Source organism: Sphingomonas sp. G5, assembly GCF_052660795.1.
In genome coordinates this window covers 1136041-1157527 of the sequence record NZ_CP109660.1, presented here as the reverse complement: position 1 = coordinate 1157527, position 21487 = coordinate 1136041, and the positions used below count along the sequence as shown (strand labels likewise).

Annotated in this window: 22 protein-coding genes; 5 read left to right on the top strand and 17 right to left on the bottom strand. The window is 69.2% G+C overall.

All coding sequences use genetic code 11. From position 1 onward, the window contains the following. Positions 1-43 precede the first annotated feature (43 nt). Positions 44-688: a class I SAM-dependent methyltransferase gene (locus tag NE358_RS05550; RefSeq protein WP_103210445.1), complete on the top strand. Its 645-nt coding sequence runs from the start codon at positions 44-46 to the stop codon at positions 686-688. Positions 689-828: 140 nt separating this feature from the next. Here the strand turns inward: NE358_RS05550 and dapF are convergent, their stop codons facing one another. From dapF to miaB, 4 genes are read right to left on the bottom strand one after another with little or no spacing between them, the layout of a single operon-like run. Then, complete coding sequence (dapF, locus tag NE358_RS05545) at positions 829-1683, bottom strand: diaminopimelate epimerase (protein ID WP_289942218.1); 855 nt, start codon at positions 1681-1683, stop codon at positions 829-831. A gap of 38 nt (positions 1684-1721) precedes the next feature. Next, the gene (locus NE358_RS05540; protein ID WP_289942216.1) at positions 1722-2162 is read right to left on the bottom strand and encodes a GNAT family acetyltransferase; all 441 of its coding nucleotides are present in this window, start codon (positions 2160-2162) and stop codon (positions 1722-1724) included. Further along, positions 2159-3088 (bottom strand): tRNA (adenosine(37)-N6)-dimethylallyltransferase MiaA, encoded by a 930-nt coding sequence (gene miaA, locus NE358_RS05535; RefSeq protein ID WP_289942215.1) that lies wholly within the window; start codon positions 3086-3088, stop codon positions 2159-2161. Before miaA ends, NE358_RS05540 begins: the two co-directional genes overlap by 4 nt. Beyond that, on the bottom strand, positions 3085-4632 hold the full coding sequence (miaB, locus tag NE358_RS05530; RefSeq protein ID WP_289942213.1) for a tRNA (N6-isopentenyl adenosine(37)-C2)-methylthiotransferase MiaB: 1548 nt from the start codon (positions 4630-4632) through the stop codon (positions 3085-3087). Before miaB ends, miaA begins: the two co-directional genes overlap by 4 nt. A 200-nt stretch (positions 4633-4832) precedes the next feature. On the opposite strand from miaB, the gene NE358_RS05525 reads away from it, so the two are divergent. After that, positions 4833-7409, top strand: coding sequence for a helix-turn-helix transcriptional regulator (locus NE358_RS05525; protein WP_289942211.1), 2577 nt, complete (start codon positions 4833-4835; stop codon positions 7407-7409). 38 nt (positions 7410-7447) lie between these two features. Here NE358_RS05525 and NE358_RS05520 read toward each other — a convergent pair whose 3' ends face one another. From NE358_RS05520 to dapA, 10 genes are all read right to left on the bottom strand, one after another. After that, positions 7448-8326, bottom strand: a complete 879-nt coding sequence (locus NE358_RS05520; RefSeq protein ID WP_289942210.1) for a regulatory protein RecX — start codon at positions 8324-8326, stop codon at positions 7448-7450. After that, entirely contained in the window at positions 8326-9378 is a 1053-nt protein-coding gene (gene recA, locus NE358_RS05515) for a recombinase RecA (protein WP_103210431.1), read from the bottom strand. Before recA ends, NE358_RS05520 begins: the two co-directional genes overlap by 1 nt. A gap of 283 nt (positions 9379-9661) precedes the next feature. Next, positions 9662-9886: a DUF3046 domain-containing protein gene (locus NE358_RS05510; RefSeq protein ID WP_103210429.1), complete on the bottom strand. Its 225-nt coding sequence runs from the start codon at positions 9884-9886 to the stop codon at positions 9662-9664. A gap of 9 nt (positions 9887-9895) precedes the next feature. After that, entirely contained in the window at positions 9896-10204 is a 309-nt protein-coding gene (locus NE358_RS05505) for a helix-turn-helix domain-containing protein (RefSeq protein ID WP_055835145.1), read from the bottom strand. 172 nt (positions 10205-10376) lie between these two features. After that, positions 10377-10904: a CinA family protein gene (locus tag NE358_RS05500; RefSeq protein ID WP_103210426.1), complete on the bottom strand. Its 528-nt coding sequence runs from the start codon at positions 10902-10904 to the stop codon at positions 10377-10379. Further along, positions 10901-11512: a CDP-diacylglycerol--glycerol-3-phosphate 3-phosphatidyltransferase gene (gene pgsA, locus NE358_RS05495; RefSeq protein ID WP_499318368.1), complete on the bottom strand. Its 612-nt coding sequence runs from the start codon at positions 11510-11512 to the stop codon at positions 10901-10903. The genes NE358_RS05500 and pgsA overlap by 4 nt, the downstream gene beginning before the upstream one ends. Then, positions 11488-14208, bottom strand: coding sequence for a DNA translocase FtsK (locus tag NE358_RS05490; protein ID WP_289942201.1), 2721 nt, complete (start codon positions 14206-14208; stop codon positions 11488-11490). Before NE358_RS05490 ends, pgsA begins: the two co-directional genes overlap by 25 nt. 50 nt (positions 14209-14258) lie before the next feature. After that, a complete protein-coding gene (locus tag NE358_RS05485) occupies positions 14259-14750 on the bottom strand; it encodes a GNAT family N-acetyltransferase (protein ID WP_116238386.1) in 492 nt (163 codons plus the stop codon). An 83-nt stretch (positions 14751-14833) separates the two neighbouring features. Next, entirely contained in the window at positions 14834-16510 is a 1677-nt protein-coding gene (locus tag NE358_RS05480; protein ID WP_141375618.1) for a ribonuclease J, read from the bottom strand. A gap of 76 nt (positions 16511-16586) precedes the next feature. Continuing rightward, entirely contained in the window at positions 16587-17564 is a 978-nt protein-coding gene (dapA, locus tag NE358_RS05475; protein ID WP_103210415.1) for a 4-hydroxy-tetrahydrodipicolinate synthase, read from the bottom strand. Positions 17565-17660: 96 nt separating this feature from the next. Here dapA and NE358_RS05470 point away from each other — a divergent pair, with 96 nt between their 5' ends. Continuing rightward, positions 17661-18197 (top strand): NUDIX domain-containing protein, encoded by a 537-nt coding sequence (locus NE358_RS05470; protein WP_289942195.1) that lies wholly within the window; start codon positions 17661-17663, stop codon positions 18195-18197. Between the two features lie 18 nt (positions 18198-18215). Here NE358_RS05470 and NE358_RS05465 read toward each other — a convergent pair whose 3' ends face one another. From NE358_RS05465 to NE358_RS05455, 3 genes are read right to left on the bottom strand one after another with little or no spacing between them, the layout of a single operon-like run. Beyond that, on the bottom strand, positions 18216-18968 hold the full coding sequence (locus NE358_RS05465) for an SDR family NAD(P)-dependent oxidoreductase (protein WP_289942193.1): 753 nt from the start codon (positions 18966-18968) through the stop codon (positions 18216-18218). 1 nt (position 18969) lies between these two features. Further along, entirely contained in the window at positions 18970-19470 is a 501-nt protein-coding gene (locus tag NE358_RS05460) for a dihydrofolate reductase (protein WP_289942191.1), read from the bottom strand. Next, the gene (locus tag NE358_RS05455) at positions 19467-20276 is read right to left on the bottom strand and encodes a thymidylate synthase (RefSeq protein ID WP_141375614.1); all 810 of its coding nucleotides are present in this window, start codon (positions 20274-20276) and stop codon (positions 19467-19469) included. Before NE358_RS05455 ends, NE358_RS05460 begins: the two co-directional genes overlap by 4 nt. A 151-nt stretch (positions 20277-20427) precedes the next feature. Here NE358_RS05455 and NE358_RS05450 point away from each other — a divergent pair, with 151 nt between their 5' ends. Then, on the top strand, positions 20428-20865 hold the full coding sequence (locus tag NE358_RS05450) for a thioredoxin family protein (RefSeq protein WP_116238391.1): 438 nt from the start codon (positions 20428-20430) through the stop codon (positions 20863-20865). Continuing rightward, a complete protein-coding gene (locus tag NE358_RS05445) occupies positions 20858-21421 on the top strand; it encodes a DUF4395 domain-containing protein (RefSeq protein ID WP_289942187.1) in 564 nt (187 codons plus the stop codon). The genes NE358_RS05450 and NE358_RS05445 overlap by 8 nt, the downstream gene beginning before the upstream one ends. Positions 21422-21487 lie beyond the last annotated feature (66 nt).

The following is a 21487-nucleotide window of genomic DNA, read 5'->3' as shown; positions in this document are numbered from 1 at the left end:
ATCCGGCCCGGCGGCGTGGGGGCCGGTCGGATATCCTGGCGTGATGGGGAGCGAGCACTACTTCAGCGCGTCGCCGTCGAGTCCCGAGCAGCTCCGCCGCCTTCGCGTGACGCTGGCCGGTCGAGAACTCGAGGTGGTCACGGCCGGCGGCGTCTTCAGTCCCGACCACGTGGATGCCGGCACCTCGGTGCTGCTCGCGAACACCCCGCCCCCTCCCGCCGGTGGGCACTTCCTCGACCTGGGGTGCGGGTGGGGTCCGATCTCGCTGTCGCTGGCGCTCGCCTCACCGCACGCGACCATCTGGGCGGTCGACGTCAACGAGCGTGCTCTCGATCTCGTGAGGCGGAACGCGGATTCCCACGGCCTCCACAACATCAACGCGGTGCGGCCCGAGGATGTTCCCGACGACGTGTCGTTCCGCACCATCCGGTCCAATCCGCCGATCCGCGTCGGCAAGTCCGAGTTGCACAGCATGCTCCAGCACTGGATCCCGCGCCTCTCGGAGCGCAGCGACGGTTGGTTCGTCGTCCAGCGCAATCTCGGCTCCGACTCCCTGCAGCGCTGGCTCGCGGCGACCTTCCCGGAGGGGTACGGCGTGCAGCGCGCCGCCACCGGCCGCGGCTTCCGTGTGCTGCGCGTGCGCAAGCACGGTTCGCCGCCGAGCGAGCTCATCGACGTCGTCTCCTGACGCCGAGACTCCTCCTCGCCGCGCCGCGACCGGATGCCGCGATCGCACCGTCCGCGTTCTGTCATCCGATCGCTCGTGCGCCGATCGGGGCACCTCACGCCACCGTGTGATCTCGCGCGTCCACGAGACGGCCGCGCGCCTCAGGCGAGCGCGACCTCGCCCGTGAACACCAGCGATGCCGGGCCCGACAGAAAGACGCGACCCTCGGCCACGCGCACGCCCAACGTTCCCCCGGGCGTATCGACGACCCAGGAGTCGGGGGCGGCCACCCCGGCCCAGTGCCGCACAGCCAGGGCTGCCGCGGCCACGCCGGTGCCGCAGCTCAGCGTCTCCCCCACTCCGCGCTCGAACACGCGCAGGCGGATCGCGCCGACCCCGTCGCGCACGAGCGGGTCGGACGGAACGACGAACTCGACGTTCGCACCGTGACGGGGAGACGGGTCGAGGACCGGCTGGTACGTGAGATCGAGCCCCTCGAGCTCCGCCTCCGAGGACAGTGCCACCACCACGTGCGGGTTGCCGACGTCGACTCCCACCCCCGGGCGCGCGACCGGCACCCCCTTGGCGCGCACGAGCGTCTCATCGCCCTCGATCGCGTAGACGCCCAGGTCGACCTCGTAACCGCGTTCGCTGCGCGTGAGGGTCTTCACCCCCGCGCGCGTGCCGATACGCAGCCCTCCGTCGAGCGTGGCGAGACCGGTGTCGCTCAGGTACCGGGCGAACACGCGCGTGCCGTTCCCGCACATCTCCGCCTTCGATCCGTCGGCATTGCGGTAGTCCATGAACCATTCGGCACCGGATGCCGCGGCCTCGGCGCCCTCATCGAGAGCGGCGGAACGGACAACACGCAGCAACCCGTCGGCTCCGATGCCGAAGTGACGGTCGCAGAGCACGGCGATCTGCGCGTCGGAGAGCTCGAGTTCCCCGTCGGGGTCGGCCACCACCACGAAGTCGTTGCCGGTGCCGTGCCCCTTGGTGAACGCGAGAGTCGCCATGCGCCCAGTCTAGAGAGCGGTCGCCGCGCGCTGGCCGCTCATGTCGAGGACGAGGGCCCGTCCACGACGAGCCGCTTGCCGGTCGCCCAGGTGTCGAAGGGCTCGTAGCCGAGCGCGTCGTAGAACCCACGTGCACCGGTGTTGTCGGGACGCACCATGAGCTGCACCTTGGGGCAGCCCATCGCTTCGAGCAGACGCTCCGCCTCCGCCACGAGGAGCCGACCGATTCCACGGCCACGATGCGAGGCCGCGGCGGCGAGGTAGTAGAGCCAGCCGCGGTGGCCGTCGTATCCCGCCATCACACTGGCGACGATCCGGGCGTCGTCGACCGCCACGAGGAAGAGCTCCGGCTGCACGGTCAGCTTGCGGCGGATGTCGGCGCGCGGATCGTTCCACGGACGGGTGAGACCCGCTTCTTCCCACAGCGCTACGACGGCGTCCTCATCGGTCGCCTCGAATGCCCGGATGTCGATCGTCACGATTCCTCCCCCACTCGGGATGCCAGGAGCCCGGCATCCGCGGTCCGCGCATCGACCCAGAGGGCTCCGGCATACCGCCGGAACCACGACACCTGCCGACGCGCGTAGCGCCGCGTGAGCGCCTGAGTCTCGGCGATGGCCTGGTCCCGGGTGAGTTCGCCCCGGAGGTGCCCGAGGGCCTGCGCGTATCCGATCGCCCGCCCCGCGGTCGCGCCGCGCTCGAGGCCCTCCGCGCGCAGCGCGTCGACCTCGTCGAGCAGCCCGTCCGCCCACATCCGCTCGACGCGCGCGTCGAGTAGCGGCACGAGCTCCTCGCGGTCGACGGCGGTGGCCACGATCCGGGTCGCCGGATGCCAGAACTCCGGCGCCTCGGGGAGAGCACCACCGTGCGTCTGGTCGCCCTGTGCCAGCACCTCGAGGGCGCGGACGACCCGGCGGCCATTGCGCGGGTCGATGCGCTCGGCGGCCGCGGGGTCGGCCTCGCGGAGACGTGCGAAGAGCACACCCGAACCGTGTCGCTCGAGCTCGTCCTCGAGTTCGGCGCGCAGCTTCTCGTCGCGCGGGGGGAAGCGGAAGTCCCAGAGAACGCTCGAGACGTAGAGCCCCGATCCGCCCACGAGGATCGCGTCGGACCCCCGACCGTGGATCTCTCGGATCGCCGTGCGGGCGGCATCCTGATACCAGGCCACCGCGGCCTCGTCGGTGACCGCGAGCGCGTCGAAGAGATGGTGCGGGATGCCGCGACGCTCGGTCTCGGGAAGTTTGGCGGTGCCGATGTCCATGCCGCGATACAGCTGCATGGCGTCGGCGTTGACGATCTCCGCCCGCCGTCCGTGGGCGGCCACAGCCTCGGCGAGATCGAGCGAAAGACCGGTCTTGCCCGTCCCGGTCGCGCCGACGACGGCCCAGAGGACGGGCGCGGTCACACGCCGACGCGAAGGGTGGGAAGCCCCAGCGACACGGCGCGCGCCACGCCGCTCTCGCCCGCCGGCACCGGGACGCCGCAGGACTCGGCCTGCGAACGATCCCACGCGTCGCCCGCGCGCGTCCGGCGGATGCGCAGCGGTGCTCCGTCGGGGGCATCGGCGAGCAGATGGAAGGGCGCCGCGTGGGTCACCGTGACGGACACCACGTCGCCAGGGCGCGGGAGAGGCGACCCCTCCGGCAGCTCGAAGTGCACCAGGCGGTTGTCTTCGGCGCGACCGGTCAGACGGTGGGTCGAGGCGTCCTTCTTACCCTCACCGGCCGAGACGAGCACCTCGAGCGTGCGACCCAGCTGCTTCTGATTCTCCTCGGCCGCGATGCGGTCCTGCAGCGCGAGCAGGCGCTCGTAACGCTCCTGCACGACGGCCTTGGGCACCTGATCGGCCATGGTCGCTGCGGGGGTGCCCTCGCGGATCGAGTACTGGAACGTGAAGGCGCTCGAGAAGCGCGCGGCCTCCACGACCCGCAGCGTCTCTTGGAAATCCTGCTCGGTCTCACCGGGGAAGCCCACGATGATGTCGGTCGTGATGGCCGCGTTCGGGATTCGCTCGCGCACACGGTCCAGGATGCCGAGGAACTTGTCGCTACGATACGAGCGGCGCATCGCCTTGAGGATGCGATCCGAGCCCGACTGCAGCGGCATGTGCAGCTGCGGCATGACGGCGGGGGTCTCCGCCATGGCCGCGATCACGTCGTCGGTGAAGGCAGCCGGGTGAGGGCTCGTGAAACGGATGCGCTCGAGGCCCTCGATCTCGCCCGCAGCGCGCAGCAGCTTGCCGAAGGCGAGACGGTCTCCGAACTCGACGCCGTACGAGTTGACGTTCTGCCCGAGCAGGGTGACCTCGATGGCGCCGTCATCGACCAGCAGGCGGATCTCGTTCAGGATGTCGCCGGGGCGGCGGTCCTTCTCCTTCCCGCGCAGGCTCGGCACGATGCAGAAGGTGCAGGTGTTGTTGCAGCCGACCGAGATCGACACCCATCCGCTGTGGACGGAATCGCGCTTGGTCGGCAACGTCGAGGGGAAGATCTCCAGCGATTCCAGGATCTCGAGCTCGGCTTCGCCGTTGTGACGTGCACGCTCGAGCATGCCGGGCAGTGAGCCCATGTTGTGCGTGCCGAACACCACGTCGACCCATGGAGCCTTCTGCCGGACGGCGTCCTTGTCCATCTGGGCGAGGCAACCGCCGACGGCGATCTGCATCCCGGCGTGCGCATCCTTGCGCGACTTCAGGTGCCCCAGGGTTCCATACAGCTTGCCGGCGGCGTTGTCGCGCACCGCGCAGGTGTTGATCACGACGACGTCCGCCTCGGCGCCGGCGTCCGCGCGGACGTATCCTGCACTCTCGAGCGAGCCCGAAAGCCGCTCCGAATCGTGCACATTCATCTGGCAGCCGAACGTGCGGACCTCGTAAGTGCGCGGGCCATCGACACCGTGAGCGGCGGCGGACGGTTCGATGAGCGTCGGGGTCGAAACGGGGGTGGTCATGATGCGAGCAAGTCTAAACGTCGGCACCGCCTCGACCGTCTGTTCTCGTGCGATCCCCTCCCCCACGGAGCTCGCACCTTCTGGCGCATACCGGGTCAAAGGGTGCGTATTCGGGACAAGAAAGTGCGTCTCGTGTAGGTAATTTGGGGGACACATCACCGCCTACAAGATCCACGGGCGGTCTCCGGGGGGAGAAGAGTATGGGGGAAGACCGTTCGACGAAGTGGTCGAGAGGGCTGGTCGGAACGGACCGGGATGCCGCGGCGCTGGCGAAGCGAGCGCGAGGCGGCACATCGCTGGTGCTGGCGGGTCCGCGCGGGAGCGGACGAAGCTATCTTCTGCGCACCATCGCCGCAGAACTGAAGCGGCACGACGCTCTTGCTGTCGAGCTGCGGACGTCCTGCGCGCTGTCGAACGTCGAGTTCGGAGCCATCGACGCCTCCGGGCACGTCGGGCTCCGCGCCCTCAGCGAGCACACCGCCACGAGCGTCGTCGAGGGTGTGGTGGTCGTCGACGATGTCGACTCGCTCGATGTCGCGTCGACGCGGGCCCTCGCCCGAGGCATCGCCGCGGGTCGGGTGACGGCGGTCGTGGGGATGCGTACGGCGCGCGCTCGATCGCTCTCCCGCCCTGACGATTCGGACATCGTGCGCCGTACTGTTCTCGACCTCTGGCTCGACGGTCTCGCACGCCGGATCGACCTCGCCGAGCTCAGCACAGACGACGCCCTCGATATGATCGCCCTCTTCCCGGGCGCCGATCTGCTGGACAACACGACCCGCGCCGCGATCGCGTGGCGAGCCGACGGGTCCCGGACCCTTCTACGACAGCTGATCATCGAGGCGATCGCCGCGGCGCGCATCGGGCGCGACCCGCTGACCGCGTTGCAGACCGTGGCTCGGCACAGCCGGCTCGCCGTCGCGCTCTCGGAACACGTCGCCGACTTCCCCCGGGAGGACCTCGCCTGCCTCGCGGGAGTGCGGCGGCTCCCCCACCTCGAACTCGCCGTCGCCACACGACTTTTCGATGCCGAGAGCGTGCAAGCACTCGTCGCGACGGGGCTCCTGCACGCCGACGCCTCCGTTGATCGCCGCCTCACCGCCAACGACCTCGTCGCCCAGGAGGCGCAGAGACAGCTCGGCCCATCCATGATCGACGCACTGGTGGAGGCGGCCGGCACGCGCATGCTGACCGAGGCGGAGGAATGGTGGAGCTCGATCATCGCCGTCTCTGTGTCGGAGCGCTGGCACCGGCTCGGCGTCGGCGCCTCCGGTGAGGAGGCGTACTCCCCGGAGTTGCGCGCCCGCGTCGCGCTGGACGCTGCTCGCGAAGCCAACGACCGGGGCGACACCGCGCACGCCGCTGCACACGCCGCGCGGGGCCTGCGGGCGGTGGAGGACCCCGAACTCCGGCTCGAAGCGCGCCTTGCCACCCCCGATGACCCGGGCATGTCGCCCGAGCCCGCGCAGACCGCCGGCACGCAGACGCGCCGTCGCATCGCACGATCCCGCGCTGCGCGTGTCGCTCGTGGAACGGCCGAGGACCGCGCCACCGTGTCGACGATCGCGGACGGCCGGATCGATGCGCTGCTCGAAGACGCTGCGGGCGCGGTCGCCGACATGGACGGGGCGCGGGCCGCGACGGTGGCGGAGCACGCGCTGACCGAGCCCTCCGCGACCCCCGCGGCCCGGCTCCGTGCCCTCATCGCGGCCGGATCCGCGCAGACTTTCCGCGGAGACTGGCGCCGTGCCCAGGAGCACTACCGAGCGATCGAGCGGATCCTCGACGCTCGTCAACGTCCGGAGGGTATCGGCGTGCGCGACCGTCTCAGGGCGCTGTTGAGCATGCTTGCCGGCCACCAGATCGCGGGCGCCGACGGCACGGCAATACACAAGCGTCTCGAGGACGAAGTGCGCATCACGGCCAGAGAAGGGGAGTCCGAGGACCTCTCCATCGCCGGGGCCGCCTCCGCGATCGCCCTCGCCTGCATCGGCCGTCCGGAGGCCTCGCAGCGGGAACTCGCCACCGCGCTCTCGCGGGAGCCGTCGGCGATGACGCCGCTGGACGCGAACATGATCGGGCTCGCCGTTGCGGACGAGCTGGCGACGGCGGGCCGCACGGAAGAGGCTCGATCGATGCTGAACCGTCTGCGAACAGGACCCGCGCCGCTCCTGGTGCGCAGCCGTCTGTACGTGGAGACGACGATTCTCACGGCGGAGGGACGCACCGACGAGGCGCGGCAGGCCGTCCGCGCCGCGGCGGACCTCTCGTGTGGCCGCTCTGCCGCCGCACTACGCATCCGAGACTTGTTCCGGCTGATCACGCTGGGAGAGGCGAAAGAGGCGGAAATCGACGAGCTCGTCCAGCTCGCGGCGACCACCGACCTCCCTCTCGCCGTCGCGGCCGTCCGTCGGGTGGCGGCCCGCACCAGCGAAGAAGAGCTGCTCCCGGTCGATGAGCTCCGGCTGCACGGCCTGTGGTCTGCCCCGGACGCGCCCGAGTCCCAGCCCCCTGTCGCCATCCCGCGGGGAACCATGCATGGCCTCCCCGAGGAGGCTGTCGAGGAGCTGACCACGCGAGAGCGCGAGATCGCACTCTTGGCCGACGAGGGTCTCACCAACCGCGAGATCGCTACGCGCCTGTTCTTGTCGATCCGTACCGTGGAGTCGCACGTCTACCAGGCGCGGATGAAGGTCGGAGCGCCCTCGCGGCGAGAGCTCGGTCGGGTCGTGGCCGCCGTGTCCGGCGGCGGCTCGGGGGCCGGCGTCGCCCACTGAGGTTCCGAGAACCGGCGTCGACGACGAGTGCCCCGACGTCACTGGTCGGGGCTGAACCTCACGCCCGACGACGGCCGCGAGAACGACCGGCTACGCCCGATCCCGGCTTCTTCGAGGGCTGTCCTCGCGGCCGTGAGAGCTACCGACGACGGGTACCCGCGCCGCGACAGCTGGCCCGCGAGCCTCCGCAGGGCGGCGTCGTACTCCTTGCCCTCCACCCCACGAACCTTCGACCGCGCGAAGTCGAGCGCACGTTCGGCGTCGTCGTCGGGAAGAGCGGCGAGGGTCTCTTCGGCTACCTCCCTCGGGATGCCGCGCTTGCGCAGCGTCTCGGCGACGGCGCGCCGCCCCTCCCCTTTGCGCTCGACGGCTGACATCGCGAGTTGCTCGGCGAACGCCGCGTCATCGAGGTACCCGAGGTCGACGAAGTGGTCGACGAGTTCGTCCGCAAGGGAATCATCGGCACCATCGACGCCGCGTACGACGGCACGCGCCTCGGACAGCGAAAGAGATCGAGACCGGAGCTTGCGCAGAAGTATCGCCTCCGCCTGTTCACGAATCTCGACCCGGCCCGGCGACGATCCTGCGTCGTCGCGGTCGTCATCGACGACCGAGAGGCGGGGACGGCCGACGCCGCGCATCGCCGTCACCTCGGCACGGGGCACTCCGCCCGGTGTGTCCTCGACGACCTGCCGACGCGAGGGGTGCTCTCCACCCGGCTGTGCACCCGTGCCGAAGAGAGGGATGATGGGAGCGAGGCGGGTGTCGTCGACGGCCCGAATCCCATCGCGCACCGAGAACTCCTCGAGAGTGCCCCCGTGTTTCGACTTGTCCCGCTCGTCGGCGTCAGCGAAGCTCCGGTCGTCACCCGCTCCCGCGGAGGGGCGACGACCGGGGCTCCACGTGTCGTCGGTCATCAGGCCGGGCGCCGCGCGGCGAGCTCGTCGTCTGCCGGCGCACTGGCAACGGGAGCGCCACCGATGCCCATCTTGGTTTTGATCTTCGTCTCGATCTCTTCCGCGATATCGGGGTTCTTGATGAGGAAATTGCGCGCGTTCTCTTTGCCCTGACCGAGCTGCTCGCCATCGTAGGTGTACCAGGCGCCCGACTTCTTGACGATGGCGTGCTCGACCCCGAAGTCGATGAGGCTTCCCTCACGCGAGATACCCACACCGTAGAGAATGTCGAACTCCGCCTGCTTGAACGGCGGCGCCATCTTGTTCTTGACGACCTTGACGCGCGTGCGGTTACCTACGGCCTCGGTACCGTCCTTCAGCGTCTCGATGCGACGGATGTCGAGTCGCACCGACGCGTAGAACTTGAGCGCCTTTCCACCGGCCGTGGTCTCGGGCGAGCCGAAGAAGACGCCGATCTTCTCGCGCAGCTGGTTGATGAAGATCGCCGTCGTCTTCGTGGTGTTCAGACCACCGGTGAGCTTTCGCAGCGCCTGCGACATGAGGCGAGCCTGCAGGCCGACGTGCGAGTCGCCCATCTCACCCTTGATCTCGGCCTCGGGAACCAGGGCGGCGACCGAGTCGATGACGACGAGATCGATCGCGCCGGAGCGGATCAGCATGTCGGCGATCTCGAGCGCCTGCTCACCGGTGTCGGGCTGAGACACGAGAAGGGCGTCGATGTCGACGCCGAGCTTCTTCGCGTATTCGGGGTCGAGAGCGTGCTCAGCATCGATGAAAGCGGCGATGCCGCCCGCGCGCTGGGCGTTGGCGATCGCGTGAAGCGTCAACGTGGTCTTTCCCGACGACTCCGGGCCGTAGATCTCGATGATGCGGCCGCGAGGCAGACCGCCGATGCCGAGGGCGACGTCGAGAGCGACGGAGCCCGTGGGAATGGTCTCGATGGGCGCACGATCGTCGCTGCCCAGTCGCATGACCGAGCCCTTTCCGAACTGACGGTCGATCTGAGCCAGCGCGGACTCGAGGGCCTTTTCGCGCTCTGCGGGTGAGGGCATGACGTCTTCTTTCTTCTCGCGTTCCGGTCGCCTATAGGCTGTCGAGCCTCCCACCGACGGTGGGCCTGCCCGACAAGGCGTTCAGGGTGTCGTTCGACGTTTCCCACGTTAGAGAGGGCCTCCGACATCGGCTGCGGAGAAGCCCCCAACTGGGGAGACGTGAGGAACGAAACCTGATGTGCAGGAGCCTACGCCCGTATCGAACGTAGATTCGATGACACGCCGACGAGCAGACACCGAGAGCCGAAATCCTCAGCGGCGCGCCGCAGCGGACGCGAACGGGTCAGGAGCGCCGCGGTTCCAGCCGGCCGACTCCGTAACGACGATCAGCGGGGACGTCGGTCTCTTCGCACAGCGCGAGCCAGACGTCGCGCGGATCGACGCCGGCGGAGAGAGCGTCGACGCTCGTACGCCCACCCACGGCCGACAGCACAAGGTCTGTCAACAGCGAGCCGCCTCGTGCGCCGAACTCATCACTGACGGCGCGGTCGAACTCACTACGACGCACGAGCGTCGATCAGCGGAGCGAGAGCTCGGGCTCGACGGAGGCGACGAGCTCGTCGGGCACCACGTCGGGGAAGGTCTGGAGGCCTTCGAGTACCGAGAGTCGATCGCCGACTTCACGCATGATGGTCGAGATGGGGACATCGAGGGCTTCCGCGACCGACGCGAGGATCTCGCTCGATGCCTCCTTCTGCCCGCGCTCGACCTCGCTGAGGTAGCCGAGGGCCACACTCGCACGGCTGGCGACCTGGCGGAGGGTACGACCCTTCTGCTGGCGGAGGTCACGCAGGACTTCGCCGATCTCTTGACGAACCAGGATCATGTTGGGGCCCTCCTCACTGCTGATTCCGTCGCCGTCCGCTGTGAACGACTGTGAAACACCTTCTGTGGTCACCCTAATGCCGCGCGCTGTGCACCGGATGGGAATCGTGAGACAAAACCGGGATGTGCCATGATTTGTTCCCGCTTTTTTCGAAGCCGGAAAGCGGGTGTCGTCACAGGGCGGCCAATGCGCGACGGATCGCGAGATGGGCCGTCTCGCGGCGGATGCGCTCGCGGTCGCCGGCGATGACGAGCGAGTCCACCCGGGTGCCCAGCGGCGTGGACACCGCGATGTGCACGGTGCCGACCGGCTGACCGTCCTGTTCCTCCGGGCCGGCGACGCCGGTGGTCGCGATCCCGACATCGGTCGGCACGCCGTCCCGGCCCAGAACGTCTCTCACCCCGCGGGCCATCTGGCGCGCTACGCGCGGGTGCACGGCCCCGTGCGCCTCCAGGAGCGTCTGGTCGACGCCGAGCAGACCATGCTTCAAGTCGGTCGCGTAGGCGACCACTCCCCCTCGCACGGCACGCGAGGCGCCCGGGATGTCGACGAGCGCCGAGACCACAAGTCCTCCGGTGAGCGACTCCGCAACGCCGACCGTCCATCCCAGCTCGACGAGCCGTTCCAGTAGAACCGACGCGCTCTCGCGAGGCGTGCGGACGAGGGTCTCGTCGAGGTCGTCGGGCACGCCGTCGATCACCGCGCGCCTCGCTTCGCCCGCGCCGCCCGGACCTCGGTCGCGACGTAATCGAGACCCGAAGCGATCGTCAGGATGACCGCGATCGTCATCGTGATGACGCTCCCCCACCAGACGGTGGCCTGCCAGGCGCTCGCGTCGGACAGAGACGCGAACGGGAGCAGAGCGATCGAGAGAGCGATGGCTTGGAAGACGGTTTTGAGCTTGCCCATCCAGGCGGCCGCCAGGACATGGTCGTTGACCACGAGGAAGCGATAGACGGTGATACCGATCTCACGCACAAGCACGACGATGGTGATCCACCAGGGAAGCTCGCCCAGGATCGAGAGACCGATGAAGGCGAGTCCGGTGAGAGCTTTATCGGCGATGGGGTCGAGAAGCTTGCCCAGGTCGCTGACGATGTCGTACTTGCGGGCGATGTATCCGTCGACGCCGTCGGTGGCGATCGCCACGATGAACAGCACCGCCGCGGCCCAACGGAGGCCGCCGCCAGAGCCCGCATCGGCCAGCAGCAGCCAAAGGAATATCGGCGCGCAGACGATGCGCGCGACGGTGATCGCGTTGGGCAACTGAGGGTGCACGGCCATCAGTCGCGCCCCGTCAGCTGCCACGCGTCTTCGGAGCCTTCTTCGTCGTCGGCGTTCACCACGGGAAGACCGGCGAACTGCGCCTCGACGGGATCGGAGCCGTAACGGTCGTCGGCCCCTGGCGCCGGAGCGTCGTCGCCCCGTAGTCGCGCGAGCACCGCGGGGAGTTGTTCGTTGGTCACCATGACGTCGCGCGCTTTCGAACCCTCGGACGGCCCGACGATCTCTCGGGACTCCAGGAGGTCCATGAGGCGGCCGGCCTTGGCGAAGCCGACGCGGAGCTTGCGCTGCAGCATCGAGGTCGAGCCGAACTGGGTCGACACGACGAGTTCGGCGGCGGCGAGCAGCAATTCGAGGTCGTCACCGATGTCGGCATCGATCTCTTTCTTCTCGGCCGCGGCCTGCACGTCGGAACGGTACTCGGGACGCGCTTGCTGCGTGACGTGCGCGACGACCTTCTCGATCTCCTGCTCGCTCACCCACGCGCCCTGAACGCGGAGGGCCTTGGAGGCCCCCATGGGCAGGAAGAGACCGTCGCCCTGTCCGATCAGACGGTCGGCACCGGGCTGGTCGAGGATGACGCGGGAATCGGTGACGCTGGTCACCGCGAAGGCGAGGCGCGAGGGCACGTTCGCCTTGATGAGACCGGTCACGACGTCCACCGATGGACGCTGGGTGGCGAGGACGAGGTGGATGCCGCTGGCCCGGGCCAGCTGCGTGATACGCACGATCGAGTCCTCGACGTCACGCGGTGCGACCATCATGAGGTCGGCGAGCTCGTCGACGACGACCAGCAGGTAAGGGTAGGGCTTGAGGACGCGCTCGCTACCGGCTGGCAGCGTGATCTCGCCGGCGACCACGGCACGGTTGAAGTCGTCGATGTGCCGGAAGCCGAACGACGCCAGGTCGTCGTATCGCATGTCCATCTCTTTCACGACCCACTGCAGCGCCTCGGCCGCCTTCTTGGGGTTCGTGATGATGGGGGTGATCAGGTGCGGAACACCCGCGTACGACGTGAGCTCGACGCGCTTCGGATCGATCAGCACCATTCGAACGTCGGACGGTTTGGCGCGCATGAGGAGGCTCGTGATCATCGAGTTGACGAAACTCGACTTTCCCGAGCCGGTGGAACCGGCCACCAGAAGGTGCGGCATCTTCGCGAGGTTCGCGACCACGAACCCGCCTCCGACGTCTTTGCCCACACCGATCGTCATCGGATGCGTCGACGAGGTCGCGGCATCCGAGCGGAGGATGTCGCCCAGGGTCACGATCTCGCGGTCGGCATTGGGAATCTCGACACCGATCGCGCTCTTGCCCGGGATGGGCGCGAGGATGCGTACCTCGTTGGAGGCCACGGCGTAGGCGATGTTGTTGGTCAGTGCAGTGATGCGCTCGACCTTGACGCCCGGGCCGACCTCGATCTCGTACTGTGTCACGGTCGGGCCGCGCGAGAAACCGGTCACGCGTGCGTCGACCTTGAACTGCTCCATGACGCTCTCGATGGCCTTGACCACGGCGTCGTTCGCGGCCGAGCGCGCCTTGGGCGGCGTTCCGGCGGCGAGAGCGGTGACCGCGGGCAGGCGGTAGTTCGCCGCGGGGGGCGCACCGGCGTGATCGCCGCCCAGGCCCGAGATCCCGGGCAGGTCGTCGTCGGCGGACTCTCCGAGAGGCGAGTCGTCGTGCAGACCGCGGCCGGTAGCGGCACCCGCGAGTGCCGTGGCATCGAAGACCTCGGTCAGAGCGTCGGGTGTCGGAGGCAACGGCGGCGGCGTCGGACGGGTCGTCGACTCGGGCTCGACCACGGCGGATTCGAAACCCCCCTGCGTCGTTCCGGGCGACAACAGCTCTGTCAGGTCATTCGACCCGAGAGACCCATCGGTCTCTTCTTCACGACCGGTCTTGTTGCGACGCCACCACGGCAGCGATTTCTCGCTCGACTCCTCGTCGGAGTCATCGACAGGCAGCACCTGCGTCGCAGTCGCGTCGTCGCGCTCCGCCCGCTCGGCCCCGAACATCCAGGCGTAGAGGTCGCCCAGACGGCGGCCGATGCGGTTCGGCGGGGTCTTGGTGAGGATGAGGATGCTCAGAACCGCGAGCAGCGAGAGGGCGATGTAGGCCCCGACGTTCGTGAGCACGAGAGCGAGCGGTTCACCCACGATCCAACCGGCGAGCCCGCCCGCGGGGCTCAGAGCGGGCAGACCCCCGACGTTGGGAGCGGGGCGATCGCCGGCGACGTGGCAGAACCCCGCCACCGTCACGATGAACAGGGCGAAACCGATGCCCACGCGCCCGTTGTCGTGCACAGACGCCGGATACCGGAACAGCCAGCCCGCGAGCAGAAGCAGCAGCACCGGCAGAACGAAAGCGACCCGACCCACCAGTCCGCCGAAGCTGTATGCACTGATCAGCGCAGCGGCATCCGTCCCGATGAAGAACCACTCGACCACCGCGCCGAGAGCTGCGAGCACCACGAGAAAGAACGGGAAGCCGTCCCGACGCTGATCGCGCTCGAGGTTCTCGGGGCCGAAAGCGCGGAACATGCCGCCGACGCCGTGGGCGACGGCCATCCACGCACGGACCGCAGCGGCGGGCTTCTCAGGCTCGTCGACGTAGCGTTTGGGTGCCGGAGCGGCGCGCTTCGACGCGGGGGCAGCGGCCTTCGCGCGCGACGACCCCTTGGCGGGAGCGCGGCCGCCGGACGGTGACGAGGTACGAGGCATTCCTCCACGGTAGGCCGGACCTCCGACATTCCGGGGTACCGACGCGGACTTCAGGCCAGGCGCTTGACCATGACGTCGCGCCCCATCCCCTTCCGCACCACAGCGAAGCCCTCGGACCGGTACAGCGACACCGCGAAATTGTCGCGCTCGACGCTCAAGCTGATCCGCGCGTACCCCTGTGCGCGGGCGTGGTCGACGAGGCGCTGCAGCAGCGCGCGCCCGGTGCCGTGCGCGCGCCAGACGGGGCGCACACCGATGATGAGCTCGGGTACCCCCGTGCCGACCCACCCGAAGCCGGGCTCGTCACGCGGAAGCATGCGGTACCACGCCGCCCCGACGGGCTCGCCGCTCGGCGACTCGGCGACGAATCCCGCATCCCCGGGACGCATCCACCCCGAGATGTACCGACGGTGCTCCGCGCTGCTCACGATCTCGTGACGCGGCCTCGAGACACCGGCACGCCAGGTGGCGGCCTCCACCGTCATGTCGGCGAGGAAGGCGCCGTCGGAGGGGAGCGCCGCACGGATCGGGAGACCGGGCATGCCCGCATGATATCGAGCGTCGTCCGCGCGCGGGGCGGGAACGACGAAGCGCCGCGGGCGAACCCGCGGCGCTTCGAGGCGGATCAGGCCTCGATGACCATCGGCACGATCATGGGCCGACGACGAAGCGACTGATTGACCCAGCGGCCGATCGTGCGACGGACCACCTGCGAGAGAGCATGGTTGTCGCTGACGCCCGACTTCGCCGCCTCGGCCAGCGCCGCGGCGATCTTCGGTTTGACGCTGTCGAAGACCTTGTCGTCTTCCGCGACACCTCGCGCGTGGATGTCGGGGCCGGAGACGATCTTGCCGGTCGCCGAGTCGACGACGACGATGACCGAGATGAAGCCCTCTTCGCCGAGGATGCGCCGGTCCTTGAGGTCGGCATCCGTGATCTCGCCGACCGACGAGCCGTCGACGTAGACGAAGCCGATGTCCATCTGACCGACGACCTTCGCGACGCCGTCACGCAGGTCGACGACCGTGCCGTTCTCACCGAGGATCGTGTTCTCCTCGGCGATACCGGTCTCACGCGCGAGCTTGGCATTGGCCATGAGGTGGCGGTACTCGCCGTGCACGGGCAGCACGTTCTTGGGCTTGAGGATGTTGTAGCAGTAGAGCAGCTCGCCGGCAGCAGCGTGGCCCGAGACGTGCACCTTGGCGTTGCCCTTGTGTACCACGGTCGCCCCGAGCTTCGTCAGACCGTCGATCACACGGTAGATCGCGTTCTCGTTCCCGGGGATCTGGCTGGATGCCAGGATGATCGTGTCGCCCTCGCCCGGCTCGATCGCGTGGTCGAGGTTGGCCATGCGACTGAGCACGGCCATCGGCTCACCCTGCGAACCGGTCGACATGTAGACGATCTGGTCGTCGGGAAGATCGCGCGCCTTCTTGTAGTCGATCAGCACGCCATCGGGGACGTTCAAGTAGCCCAGATCGGCCGCGATGCCCATGTTGCGCACCATACTGCGACCGAGGAGCGCGACGCGGCGGCCGTTCGCGTGGGCGGCGTCGAGCACCTGCTGCACGCGGTGCACGTGGCTCGAGAAGCTCGCGACCACCACGCGACGCGGAGCGCGGGCGATGACCTGGTCGAGCACGGGACCGATGCCCCGCTCCGTGGGGGTGAACCCGGGGACGTCGGCGTTGGTGGAGTCGACGAGGAAGAGGTCGACGCCCTCCTCACCCAAGCGGGCGAAGGCACGGAGGTCGGTGATCCGACCGTCGAGGGGCAGCTGGTCCATCTTGAAGTCACCCGTGGCCAGCACGAGACCCGCGGGCGTGCGGATCGCGACCGCGAGGGCATCGGGGATGGAGTGGTTCACGGCGATGAACTCGAGATCGAACGGGCCGACCTTCTCGAGCTGGCCTTCCTTCACCGTCAGGGTGTACGGCCGGATGCGGTGCTCTTTGAGCTTCGCCTCGATGAGCGCCAGCGTGAGGCCGGAACCGATGAGGGGGATGTCGCTCTTGAGCTTCAGCAGGTAGGGAACCGCGCCGATGTGGTCTTCGTGTCCGTGCGTCAGCACGACGCCGACGATGTCGTCGAGGCGGTGCTTGATGGGCTCGAAGTCGGGCAGGATCAGGTCGACGCCGGGCTGGTGCTCCTCGGGGAACAGCACACCGCAGTCGACGACGAGCAGCTTCCCGTCGTACTCGAACACGGTCATGTTGCGGCCGACTTCGCCGAGACCGCCGAGCGGGATGACGCGGAGGGTTCCGGCGGCCAGCGCCGGCGGGTCGAGCGGGGTAGTGGGCATATGAGCCTCCTCGGATGCCGCCTCGCGGCATCCCTTCGTGTGGCGTCCCTGGCCGCGGTTCGGCGGACGCCGATGCTTATCTCGTGGTGCCGTGCACCTTCGGCAGGGCACCGCCGGCGGCCGCGTTGCGGTCGGGGCGGAAGTTGGAGAAGTCGGCGCCGGCCACGTCCTTCACCAGGGCCAGCTCGTCTTCGATGACGGCGGCTTCCCACTCCTCCGGCCCGACGAGGGGCAGGCGGACGCGCGGGCTGCCGATGCGGCCGAGGCCGTGCAGGATGTACTTCGCCGCGACCGTGCCGGGCACGTGCGTCATGACAGCGCGGACCAGCGGCTCGAGACTCTTGTGCGCGGCCGTGGCCGAGGCCAGATCGCCCGCGTTCACGGCGTCCACGATCGTGCGGTAGGGCGTCGCGGTGATGTTCGCCGTCACACCGATGAGACCGGAAGCCCCGATCGACAGGTGCGGCAGCACGTTGGCGTCGTCTCCCGAGAAGTACATGAGGTCGGTCTGGTTCAGCACGCGGCTGACCTCGCTGAAGTCGCCCTTGGCGTCCTTGATGGCGAGGATGTTCGGGTGCTTGGCGAGACGCAGGATCGTCTCGTACTTGATGGGCACACCGGTTCGACCGGGAATGTCGTAGAGGATCACCGGCAGGTCGGTCGCGTCCGCGACGAGACGGAAGTGCGTCAGGATGCCGGCCTGCGTGGGCTTGTTGTAGTAGGGCGTGACGATCATGATGCCGTCGGCGCCGGCCTTCTCGCTCGCCTTGTAGAGCTCGATCGCGTGCGCGGTCTCGTTCGACCCGCCGCCCGTGATGATCTTGGCGCGACCGGCCGAGACGCTCTTGCCGACCTCGACGAGACGCAGCTTCTCGGGATCGGTGAGGGTGGAGGTCTCACCCGTGGTGCCGGTGACGACGATGCCGTCCGCCCCCGCGGTGATCACGTCGTCGATGTGCTTCTCGGTGGCGGGCCAATCGACTTCGCCGTCGGCGGTCATCGGGGTGATGAGCGCGACGAGCACCTGACCGAAGGGATTGCCGGAGTGCGTCATGGCTCCAGGGTATCGGTTCACGAGGAGACGCCCTCGGCGTCTTCCACGGCGCGGGTGAACAATGCGTGACGGCGGTGACGTCCTAGGGTGGGCGTCATGGCCTGGACGACCCGCTCGACGCGCACCGTCTACGAGAACCGCTGGATCCACGTGCGCGAAGACGAGGTGACCGGTCCCCACGGCGACGGCATCTACGGCGTCGTGCGGATGCAGCACCCCGCGGTGTTCGTGGTGGCTCTCGACGAGCGAGAACGCGTGTGCTTCGTCGAGCTCGAGCGGTACACGACCGGCCGCTCGCTGGAGGTCCCCGCGGGCGGTTCCGACGGAGAGGACCCGCTCCACGCCGCGAAGCGCGAGCTGCTCGAGGAGACCGGGGTCACGGCATCGGACTGGAGTTCCCTCGGCCGGATGAACGCCCTGAACGGCATCGCCGATGCCCCGGAGTACGTGTTTCTCGCGCGCGGGCTGACGATGACGGATGCCGCGGTCTCACAGCGCGAGGAGGGTATAGACGCCGTGCGGTGGATCCCGTTCGCCGAGGCGCTCGAGCTCGTCGCGAGCGGAGCGGTGTCGGACGGCGAGACGATCGGCGCGCTCGCTCTGGCGGGTATCCGCCTCGGGCGCTTCCGCTGACTCTCCGCCCAGGACGCGTCAGCGCCCGCGCGAGGCGGCACGCACCACGACCGCATCGGGCAGCAGACGCGAGGCCGCGACGAGCGCGGCGTACCGCCACGACGGCACCGAGACCGAGCGGCCGCGCGCGGCGTCGCGGAGACCTTCGCGGACGACCTTGTCCGCATCGAGCCACATGCCCGCGGGAACACCCTCGTGACCCGGGGGCAGGCCGAGCCGTTCATGGAAACTGGTGTGGACGAAGCCGGGGCACACCGCGGTGACGGTGACACCGCGAGGCCGGTAGACGACGTTGGCCCAGCGGCTGAACGAGATGAGCCAACCTTTCACCGCGCCGTAGGTTCCGCGCGGCACGAACCCGGCCACCGAGGCCACGTTCACGATGCGGCCGCTCCCCCGCTCGAGCATCGCGGGCAGCGCGGCGTGCATGAGTCTCATCGCGGCTTCGACGTGCAGGCGCAGGTGCCGCACCTCGACGGCGACGTCGTTCTCTTCGAAGGCGAGGTCGAGCCCGAATCCCGCGTTGTTGACGAGCACGTCGACGCCCGCGGCGAGGCGTTTCTCGACCGCGGCGAGCGCGTCGTCGTCGAGAAGATCGGCGGCGAGCACGTGGACGTCGACGCCCGAGCGCGCTCGGATGCCTACCGCCACCCGTTCCAGGGCCGCGCCGTCGCGGGCGACCAGCACGAGGTCGGCACCGCGGGCGGCGAGCTGACGTGCGAACTCGGCGCCCAAGCCCGAGCTGGCCCCCGTGACGAGCGCGACGGCCACGTCAGGCGCCCGCTCGCCGGTAGGTCTCGAAGCGGTAGCGGATGCCGCTCGCCGAGGTGTGCCAGCCCTCGGCGGGGTCGGCGGTCTCGAGCGTCCACCCGTCGATCGAGGGAGCGAACGTGTCGCCGTCGACCTCGACGTCGAGACGCGTGAGTTCGAGAACATCGGCGCGATGGATCGCTTCCGCGTAGAGCCGGCCTCCGCCCATCACCCAGATGGCGTCGCCGTGCGCCCGGGCGAGCGCATCGTCGAGCGAGGACGCTCGCTCGGCGCCCTCCTGCGCCCACCCGTCCGAGCGGGTGACGACGAGGTTCCGACGCCCCGGAAGGGGGCGGAACCGCGGCGGGAGCGACTCCCACGTGCGCCGCCCCATGACCACGTCGGATACCCCGGTCACCGCGCGGAAGTGCGCGAGATCTTCGGGGACGTGCCACGGCATCCCTCCGTCGGCACCGATCACGCCGCCGTGCGCCTGCGCCCACACGAGCCCGACGGTGGTCATACCGCGACGGCTCCGCGGATGGCGGGGTGGTGCTGGTAGTCCTCGATCACGATGTCGTCGTAGCGGTAGTCGAAGATCGACTCCGGCTTCCGGGCGAACCGCAGCGTCGGGGCGGGGTACGGCTCACGCGTCAGCTGCTCTCGCACCTGTTCGCGGTGGTTGTCGTAGACATGGCAGTCACCGCCGGTCCACACGAACTCGCCGGGCTCGAGGCCCGTCTGCTGCGCGACCATGAGCGTCAGCAGCGCGTACGAGGCGATGTTGAAGGGCACCCCGAGGAACATGTCGGCGCTGCGCTGGAAGAGCTGACACGACAGCTTTCCGTCGGCGACGTAGAACTGGAACAGTGCGTGGCACGGGGCGAGGGCCATGTCGGGGATGTCGGCGGGGTTCCACGCGGACACGATCAGACGGCGCGAGTCGGGGTCACGGCGGATCTGCTCGACGACCTGCGCGATCTGGTCGATCGTGCCGCCGTCGGCGGTGGGCCAGGAGCGCCACTGCACACCGTAGACGGGTCCGAGCTCGCCGTCGGCGTCGGCCCACTCGTCCCAGATGGTGACGCCGTTGTCTTTCAGCCACGAGACGTTGGATTCGCCGCGCAGGAACCACAGCAGCTCGTACACGATCGACTTCAGGTGCACGCGTTTGGTCGTGATCAGCGGGAAGCCCTCGGCGAGGTCGAAGCGGATCTGACGCCCGAACACGCTCGTGGTGCCCGTGCCGGTGCGATCGGACTTGTGCACGCCCGTCTCGAGAACGTCGCGGAGCAGGTCTTCATAGGGCGTCGGGATGTCGGCGGTCACGGCCCTCACGATACCCGCGACGAGCTCTCGTCGGGGTTTCGTCGGGGTTTCGTCGGCCGGCTCGGGAGACGGTGCACCCCTGGGGAGGAGCGCCCGTCATGGGAGGACTCATCGGCCCTGCTCGCGCGCCCGCGCGTTAGCGTTGACGGTCGTGGACCTGACCTTCGCTCTTCTCGCGGTCGGCGCGCTCGTCGTGCTGACGACGATCGCCGGTGTCGTGTTCCGCCGCCGACAGGGTCGAGCACGGACGGTCGCCTCGGCGGAGGCGGTCGATCCGGGCCTCGTGGGCGCGGAGCGGCTGGGCACCGAAGCGACCCTGGTGCAGTTCAGCACCGAGATCTGTTCGCGGTGCCCCGGGGTGCGTCGCATCTTGACGCAGGCCGCCGACGCCCATCGAGGCGTCGTCTACGTCGACGTCGACCTGACCCACCGCCCCGACCTCGCCCAGCACTTCCGTGTGCTGCAGACCCCCACCACCCTCGTCCTCGACCGACGCGGGGTCGTGCGCACCCGTTTCAGCGGGACGATCGAACGCGACGCGGTCGAGAGCGAACTGACCCGCCTGCAGAAGGAGTCCTCCCATGGCTGAACCCTCGCGCATCGACGCCCGCGGCCCGCGCTTCGCGGCATCCATCACCGCCGTCCTGCTCCTCCTGGCGACAGTGCTCGCCCTGGTCGGAATCTCGACACGGCGCGGGGCCGTCGGTTTTCCCGCCGCAGGCGGCGTTGCCGTGTCCCCCGACATGTGGGCCCTGCCCGCCGCGTCTTTCACCGAGCGTGTCTCCGACCCCGGCTTCCTCCTCCTGCTGATCGTTGCCCTGCTCTTCGTCTGGGGCGTCGCCTGGCCCCGCACCGCCCCCTGGGGCGCCCTGTACCGCCGTATCGTGCAGCCCCGTCTCGCGCCTCCGACCGAGTTCGAAGACCCTCGCCCGCCTCGCTTCGCGCAGGGCGTGGGGCTGTTCGTCACGGCCGTGGGCCTGCTCCTGCACCTCGCGGGGGTGCCGTGGGCGCTGCCGATCGCTGCGGCGATGGCGTTCATGGCCGCGTTCCTGAACGCCGCCTTCGGCCTGTGCCTCGGATGCCAGCTCTACCTCGTCCTGCAACGCGCGGGGCTCGTCGGACGACGCGGTCCCGCCGCCGCCTGAGCGTCTCCGAGCAGGGCGCTGTCAAGACCCGCCCGGTGTCGGACGCTCTGGTTAGGCTGGCCGCGT